Source organism: Streptomyces sp. NPDC054961 (assembly GCF_053609145.1).
Genome location: NZ_JBSGWY010000018.1, coordinates 137,459 through 145,705, shown reverse-complemented (window position 1 = coordinate 145,705; position 8,247 = coordinate 137,459). Strand labels below are relative to the sequence as shown.

Genomic DNA, 8,247 nt, shown 5'->3' with positions numbered 1-8,247 from the left:
AAGCAGCGCAACGACGTCGCGGAGACGGTGCGGGCGGCGGTGCGGGCGGCGCGTGACGCGGCTCCGCCGAAGCCTTCGTACACCGAGCAGTTCGGCGACGGGATGGACTACCTGGACCTGGCCGAGACGCATCTGGCGGGGGGTGTCCTCAAGGGCACGGCGGGGATCGTGAACTTCGCCCGCGCGCTCAATCCGATGGATCCGTACAACCTGACGCATCCGGCCGAGTACGTGACGGCGTTGAACTCGACGGCGGCGGGTCTGGTCACGATGGCCAACGACCCGATGGGCGCGGGCAAGCAGATGCTCGACGAGTTCATGAAGGACCCGTCCGAGGGCCTGGGCAAGATGCTTCCGGAGCTCATCGGTTCCAAGGGCCTGGGCTCGCTGAAGAAGGCCGGCTCGGCGGCCTCGCACCTCGACGACCTCAAGGGACCCGGCCGCACGGCCCTCGAAGGCGACGGCCCGGACCTGCACAAGACCCCGGACGCGGACAAGGCCACGGGTCACACCGACCCGGTCGACCTCGCCACCGGCCGGATGTACCTCCCGCAGACCGATCTGGTCCTGCCCGGCACGCTCCCGCTGGTCTTCACCCGCCGCGCGGAGTCCGGCTACACGGCCGGCCGCTGGTTCGGCCCGTCCTGGGCCTCCACGATCGACCAGCACCTGGAGATCGACGCGGCGGGCGTCGTCCTGGTCGCCGAGGACGGGCTCGTGGTCGCGTACCCGCACCCGGCCCCCGGCCTCCCGGTGCTTCCCGCCACCGGCCCGCCCCGTCCGCTGGAGCGGACCCCGGACGGCGACTGGACGGTGACCGACCCCGCGACCGGGCAGGTGCGCCGCTTCGGCCCGCCGGCCGGCGCCGCCGCCGACGGCCGCGAGGACGGCGAGGGGAACGGCATCGCGCCGATCGTCCAGCTGGACGACCGCAACGGCAACCACATCGTCTTCGAGTACGACGCCGGGGGCGTGCCGGCCGGCATGGCCCATTCCGGCGGCTACCACCTCCGCTTCGAGACCGCCGAGGGCCGGATCACCGCCCTCCACCTGACCGGCGGCCCGCGCGTCCTCGCGTACGGCTACACCGACGGGAACCTCACCGAGGTCGTCAACTCCTCCGGCCTGCCGCTGCGGCTCGCCTACGACGAGCGCCGGCGCATCACCTCCTGGACCGACACCAACGGCAGCCGCTACGACTACGTCTACGACGACCAGGACCGCTGCGTCGCCGAAGGCGGCGAGGCCGGGCACCTCGCCCTCACCCTCACCTACGACGGGCGCGACCCGGCGACCGGCCACCGCGTCACCGCGGTCACCACCGCCGACGGGCACACCCGCCGCTACCTGATCGACGAGCGGTTCCGGGTCGTCGCCGAGATCGACCCGCTCGGCGCGATCACCCGCTACCAGTACGACAGCGCCGGGCGCGTGATCAGCCGTACCGACGCCCTGGGCGCCACCTCGCTCCAGGAGTACGACGCGGCGGGCCGGATCACCCGCTCGATCCGTCCCGACGGGCGCACCGCGGGCACCGAGTACGACGCACTCGGCCTGCCGGTCCGGGTGGCGAACGCCGACGGCACGGTCGTCCGCCAGAGCTTCGACGCCCGCGGCAACCGCACCTCGCTCACCACCTCGACGGGCGCGGTCACCACCTTCGCCCACGACGAGCGCGGCCACCTCGTCTCGGTGACCAACCCGCTGGGCGCCGTCACCCGTTACACCACCGACGCGGCCGGCCTGCCGGTCACGATCTCGGACCCGCTCGGTGCCACCTCGCGGTTCGAACGCGATGCCTTCGGGCGCGCGGTGCGCGTGACCGATCCGCTCGGTGGCGTGACCACCGTGGAGTGGACCCCGGAGGGCCGGCCCGCCCGCCGGGTGGACCCCGACGGGGCCGCATCGCTGTGGACGTACGACGGCGAGGGCAACTGCACCTCCTTCACCGACCCGGCGGGCGGGGTCACCCGCTTCGAGTACACCCACTTCGACCTGCTCGCCTCCCGGACCGGCCCCGACGGCGTGCGGTACGAGTACACCCACGACGCGTTGCTGCGACTGACGGGCGTGCGCAACCCCCAGGGCCTGACCTGGGAATACGCGTACGACGCGGCGGGCCGGCTGGTCTCGGAGACGGACTTCGACGGCCTGACGCTGACCTATGCGTACGACCCGACCGGCTTCCTGCGCTCGCGGGTGAACGGGCTGGGCGAGGAGATCGCCTACGAGCGGGACGTGCTCGGCCGGATCACCCGCAAGACCTCCCCCACGGGCACGGCGACGTTCGAGTTCGACGTCTTCGACCTGCCCGCCGCCGCGGTCTCCTCCGACGGCACCCGGCTGGTCCGCATCCGCGACCGGCACGGGCGCCTGGTCGAGGAGCAGGTCGACGGCCGCACCGTCCGCTACGCGTACGACGAGCTGAGCCGGCCCGCCGCCATGACCACCCCCACCGGGGCACAGACCCGCTGGACGTACGACGAGGGCGGCCACTGCACCGAGCTCACCTCCTCGGGCCGGAAGCTGACCTTCGAACGGGACGCGGCCGGCCACGAACTGACGCGGCGCGTCGGCGACCACACGGAGCTGCACCAGACCTTCGACGCGGTGGGCCGGCTCACGACCCGGCACATCACCGGCTCGGACCAGCGGACCCTGCTGCGCCGCGGCTACAGCTACCGCGCCGACGGCAACCTGCTGGGCATCGACGACGCGGAGACGGGTCCACGGACCTTCACCCTGGACACGGCCTCCCGGGTCACCGCCGTGGACGCCGCCTCCTGGTCGGAGCGCTACGCCTACGACGAGGCGGGCAACCAGACCTCGGCCGCCTGGCCGGAGCAGCTGGGCACGGAAGCCACCGGCGAGCGCGCCTACACCGGCACGCGGATCAACCGCGCGGGCCGCGTGCGCTACGAGCACGACGCCCAGGGCCGCGTGGTCCTGCGGCAGAAGACCCGGCTCTCCCGGAAGCCGGACACCTGGCACTACACGTGGGACGCGGACGACCGGCTCACCGAGGTGACCACCCCGGACGGGACGCGCTGGCGGTACCGCTACGACGCGCTGGGCCGCCGGGCGGCGAAGCAGCGGCTCGCGCCGTCCGATGTTTCACGTGAAACATCGGCGGACGCGACCTCGGAAGCGGCCTCGGCCGAGGTCGTGGAGGAAACCGTCTTCACGTGGGACGGCCCGACCCTCCTCGAGCAGACGACGCGCTTGGCAAGCGACCCGCACGAGGTCACCGTCAGCTGGACGCACCGCGGCACGCACCCGCTCACGCAGACGGAGACCCTCCGCAGGGCACCGGAGGCGGTGGGGCTCTCGAAGGCCCCGCAGGAGGAGATCGACAGCCGGTTCTTCTCCATCGTCACGGACCTGGTCGGCACCCCGACCGAGTTGATCGACGAGCGGGGCGAGGTCGCCTGGCGCACCCGGGCGACGCTCTGGGGCACGACCAGCTGGAACCGCGACGCCTCCGCCTACACCCCGCTGCGCTTCCCGGGCCAGTACTACGACCCGGAGACCGGACTCCACCACAACTACTTCCGCACCTACGACCCGGAGACGGCCCGCTACCTGACGGCCGACCCCCTGGGCCTCGCCCCGGCCCCGAACCCGGTCGCCTACGTCTCCAACCCGCACGTGTGGGCGGACCCGCTGGGCCTCACCCCGTGCACCAAGCCGGGCGAGGAACCCAAGGCCCTGCCCCCGTCCAAACGCGGTGACACCGTCCCGCACCTGGAGGGCTCGACGATCGTCGCGCGCTTCGCCAAGCCGGGCGAGGAGTTCAACATGGTGGTCTCCCCGGGCCAGAGGGGTCCGGGTGGATTCGGTACGTTCGACGACGTCCCCAACCAGCAGTACGTCCGCGACCAGATGGCCGTCCGCACGGACTGGAAGCCGGACGTCTCGCTGCTCCAGCGCTACCGCATCTCCGACGGCGACCCGATCCTCGTGCAGGAAAGCATCATCGGACCCCAGGTGGATCCGAAGCTGGGCCGGCTGCCGGGCGGCGGGACCCAAATAGAGATCATGGAGTTCGAAGACCGCGCCCGGCTGATTCCGGTCGGCCCACCGAAGGAGATTCCCCAGTGACAACAGAGGGTACGGACGTCGCGGTCACCTGGGCCGACGGCGATACGACGGTCCGCTGGAGCGGGCCCGCCGGCGCCGTCGAGAAGTCGTACGAGCGCCCGCCGCGGTCCGTCACGGCGTGGCGGGAGTACGACCAGACGCGGGTGCTGGTGGTGGAAGCCATCGACACCGCGCCCTTCACCCCCTCGGACAACGCGGTGGTCTTCCGGGCCGACGGCTCGGAGTGGCGCCGGCTGACCCCGCCGCGGGACCTGGTGAACGCCCCGAGCGACCTGCACGGCTTCGACTACGCCTTCCTGCAGGACGGCCGGCCGCTCCTGATCATGGTCACGCGCAACGCGGGCGACTTCCACGGCCGCATCGACGTGGAGACCGGCGAGATCGTGGACACCCACACCTGGCGATGACCTTGCCCGTCCGGGCCCTGCCGGGCCCCGAGGCGCGGTAGCCTCCCGGCCGGGAAAGGGGTGGGTCGCGGGTGTCCATCGCCGAGTTGCAGGTGTACGCCGTCGAGGCCGCCGATGGCGCGGGTGGCGTGTGCGTGGTCAGGTGCGTCGGCGGGGTGGCGCGCGCCGGTCAGGTCTACGCGGCCGGGGAGCTGCGGCTCGGGCTGCGGCGGATCGAGCGGTACGGGCGCACGGTGGAGTGCTGCGACGCGGGACACACGGCGAAGGTCCACCTCAGGGGTCCCGTGGTCGCGCTGCTCGCCCGGGGGCAGGTGCTGACGTACGTACCGCCCGGCGGGCACGCTCTGGCGGAGGTGGAGGCGTGGCTGGCCACCGGGCCGCCGCTGCTGGAGGAACCGCATCCGGGCCCGCTGCGGGCCCTGGCGACGGCCAGGATGCGGGACGAGAGCCTGCCCGACGGGATGCGGCTGCGGTGGGGGAGGGTGGCGCTGGCCGCGATCGCGCGGGCCGGCCGCCCGGAGGAACAGCCCCACGTGCGCAGCTATCTGCTCCGGCGGTTCGGTCCCGGCACGGACGGCGACCCCGACCGCGATCCCGCCGCGCTCTGCCGGGACGTGCTGGCCCGCATCGGGATGACCCCGGAGCAGGCGGCCGGGCGGGCGCGCGTCTGGCGGGAGCTCCCGCGACCCGCCCTCCAGCAGCTGCGCCGCGCGAAGCACCTGATCCCCTGCATGGACCCGGCCCGCCCGCACCTGGCCGCCACGGACCCCTTGGCGGTCGCCGCCGACGCCTGGGCGGCGCTGCGGCCGGGGCTCCCGTAGGCCGGGGCTCCCGTAGGCCGGGGCTCCCGTAGGCCGGGGCCCGGCGGACGGGGCTGCCGGACATCCGGGCCGGGGTGACGCGGACGCCGGCGCCCGCCTCCGCGGCGGACCGCGGCGCCGGCTACGCGACGTCGGACCCCCTCCACGGGATGTTGCGCCAGGGACCGGCCGGGTCCGTGGTCAGCGCGCGGTGCGTGGCCAGCGAGCTGGTGTACCACGCGCCGAACTCCTCCTCGTCGAAGTGCAGGCACCGCGCCAGCGAGTACCCGGCGGAGAACTCCTCCCACGACCGGTACGTCTCGCGCGCGGCCTTTCCGGCGCGCAGCACCGCCCGTTCGGCTTCGTCGAGGGTGCCGTAGCGGGTCGCCAGACCCCAGCGGGCCATCTGCGAGGCGCGGCCGTGGTCCCAGCCCTCGACGGAGCGGACCCAGTCCCCTTCGGCGAGCAGCCCGTCGGCGCGGAAGCGCTGCTCGTAGCGCGCGATCCGGCCGATCAGCCGCTGCACGCCCGCGATCTCGCCCTCGACCTCGGCGGTGGGACGGGGCTCCGCGACGGTGACCCCGTCGGGGGTGAGCTGCGGTTCGGCGGCCCGCTCGGCGCTGCGGCGCAGGGTGGAGGCGGCGGCGTGCCGCCAGTGCTCGGTGTCGACGGGGCCGGCGAAGTCGGAGGCCAGGACGCGGCGCACGCGCAGCGCGAACTCCCAGACGGGGCTGACGATCTCGGCGGCCAGCATCCGGTGCAGGACGTCCTGCCAGCCCTCGGGGGTGGTGATGCCCCAGAGCTCGCGCAGGCGTTCGCGCTCCCGGACGTAGCCGTTGCCGTGGTAGGCGAGGGCGTTCCAGAACTCCCCGTTGGAGACGGCGAGGTGGGCGCCGACGGCGAGGCCGTGCGCGACGGGCCCGTGCAGCGGTCCGCCGGTGTGCAGGGAGTGCACGGCGCCGGCGGCGAGGCCCCAGGCGGGGGCGGCGGCGTCCCAGTGGGCCTGCCAGCGGGCGCGGTCGGCGGGGGTGGCGGTGAGGTAGGCCTCGGTGGGCGAGCCGGGGTTCACGGCGAGGTGCGAGGGGTCCCGGTGGTCCCAGGCCTTGGCGAACCAGGCGAGGGACTGGCGGGTGTACACGGTGTGCGGGTCGGGGACGGGCAGCATCCCGCGCGTGTAGACGGCGAGGCTGCGGCCGTCGGGACTGGGGTGGAAACGGGCGTGCGCGGGCTCGGCGTCCATGTGCGCGCGGGACTGCGGGAGGAACAGCTCGCTGCGGGCCAATGCGTCGAGGTATCCCGCCCAGTCGCCGCGTGCCTTGGCCTCGTACAGCTCGCGCTCGATGGAGCTCGGCGCCATCCACCCATCCATGCGGGCCAGCCTAACGGCGCCCCCTGTGGGCCGGTCCGGCCGAGGCGGCCGGCGACGGACCGGCTGGTCCCGCCTCCGCGCGCCTGGCCGAAATCGTACGGTTCGCCCGGGCCCGGAGCGCCAGTAGGGTGTCGGGCCCTGGGGGACTCGTCGCGGCAGAGGGAGCGGCTATGCGGGGCGGTACGGGTACGGTCGCGGTGGTCGGCGGCAGCATCGCCGGGTGTGCGTTCGCTTCGGCGGCCGCGCGCGCCGGGGCGGCCGAGGTGGTGGTGCTGGAGCGTACGCGCGGGCGGCTCGCGGACCGGGGGGTCGGGCTCTGCGTGCACGACGACCGTGCCGCCGAACTCACCGCGAGCGGGGCGCTGCCCGCCGGGATCCCCGCGCACCCGCTGGCCCGGCGCCGCTGGGTGGTCCGGGACCCGGGGGCGGGAGCGGCCGGGCGGGTGATCTGGGAGCAGCCGTTCCCGTTCCACAGCTACCACTGGGGGCTGTTGTGGCGCGGGCTGCGGGAGGCCACCCCGGACGCGGTGGTCTACCGGCAGGGCGAGACCGTCACGGGGGTGGCACAGGTGGCCGGCGGGGCCGAGGTGCGGCTGGCCGGCGGGGCGGTGGAACGGTACGACCTCGCGGTCGGCGCCGACGGCTACCGCTCCGTGGTGCGCGAGGCGGTCTGCCCGGGCTCCCGGCCGCACTACGCCGGATACGTCTGCTGGCGCGGCCACTTCGACGCCCGGCGGCTGGACTCCTTGGCGGGGGGCGCCGCGGACTGGCCCGCCGACGCGGTGAGCACGGTGTGCTTCCCCGGCGGAAGCTGCGTGGTCTACCGGATCCCGGGAGGGCCGGACGGCGGCCTGCGCGTGAACTGGGTGCTGTACGCCGTGCCGCCGCCCGCGGCGGGGCTGCGGCTCGACGACCCGACGAGTTTCCCGCCGGGCACGGTGAGCCCGGAACTGGCGGCTCATCTGGCGGAGTTGCTGGAGCGGGAGTTCCCGCCGTACTGGGGCCGGGTGCTCGGGCTGACGGACCCGGAGCACGTGTACGTCCAGCCGATCTACGACCTGGAGACCACCCGCACCGCCGCGGGCCGCTGCCTGCTCGCCGGGGACGCCGCGTCCGTGGTGCGCCCGCACAACACCAGCGGGGCGGCCAAGGCGCTGCAGGACGCCAGCTCCTTCGAGGCGGCGTGGCGCGCGGCCGGGTCGTGGGAGGAGCTGCTGCGCGGATATCAGGAGGCCCGGGGCGCCGCCGGGCGGGAGCTGGTGGCGCTGGCCCGTCGGCTGGGCCGGGCGCAGGTGGAGCGGACCCCGGACTGGGGGGCGATGGGACACGACGAGGCGCGGGCGTGGTGGCAGGGCCAGCTCGCCGGGGCGGCGGACATCGGGGGCCAGGCCTTGGCCCCGTAGGCGGCCGGGGGCTGGCGTCAGGGGCTGGCGCTGGGGCAGGAGTGTCGCACCCCGGCCCCGCGCGGGGCGCGACGCGTGCGACCGCGTGCGACCGGCGTGCCGCCGCGCGACCGTACGGACCCCCTTGACGTGCCCTCCGGCCGGATGGAAGCTCCCGGGGCTCGGAT

The 8,247-nt window shown here is 74.6% G+C and carries 5 protein-coding genes; 4 read left to right on the top strand and 1 reads right to left on the bottom strand.

The annotated features are described in order from the left end of the window. The 3 genes from ACWF9Z_RS18530 to ACWF9Z_RS18520 form a co-directional block, all read left to right on the top strand. On the top strand, positions 1-4,101 hold a 4,101-nt coding region (locus tag ACWF9Z_RS18530; RefSeq protein ID WP_453603354.1), incomplete at its 5' end, for a DUF6531 domain-containing protein. Further along, a complete protein-coding gene (locus tag ACWF9Z_RS18525) occupies positions 4,098-4,508 on the top strand; it encodes a hypothetical protein (RefSeq protein WP_453603353.1) in 411 nt (136 codons plus the stop codon). The genes ACWF9Z_RS18530 and ACWF9Z_RS18525, both read left to right, overlap by 4 nt. Before the next feature lie 71 nt (positions 4,509-4,579). After that, a complete protein-coding gene (locus ACWF9Z_RS18520) occupies positions 4,580-5,329 on the top strand; it encodes a hypothetical protein (protein WP_453603351.1) in 750 nt (249 codons plus the stop codon). Between the two features lie 121 nt (positions 5,330-5,450). Here ACWF9Z_RS18520 and ACWF9Z_RS18515 read toward each other — a convergent pair whose 3' ends face one another. Then, a complete protein-coding gene (locus ACWF9Z_RS18515; protein WP_453603350.1) occupies positions 5,451-6,677 on the bottom strand; it encodes a DUF1266 domain-containing protein in 1,227 nt (408 codons plus the stop codon). A gap of 170 nt (positions 6,678-6,847) precedes the next feature. On the opposite strand from ACWF9Z_RS18515, the gene ACWF9Z_RS18510 reads away from it, so the two are divergent. Further along, entirely contained in the window at positions 6,848-8,080 is a 1,233-nt protein-coding gene (locus ACWF9Z_RS18510) for an FAD-dependent monooxygenase (RefSeq protein ID WP_453603349.1), read from the top strand. Positions 8,081-8,247 lie beyond the last annotated feature (167 nt).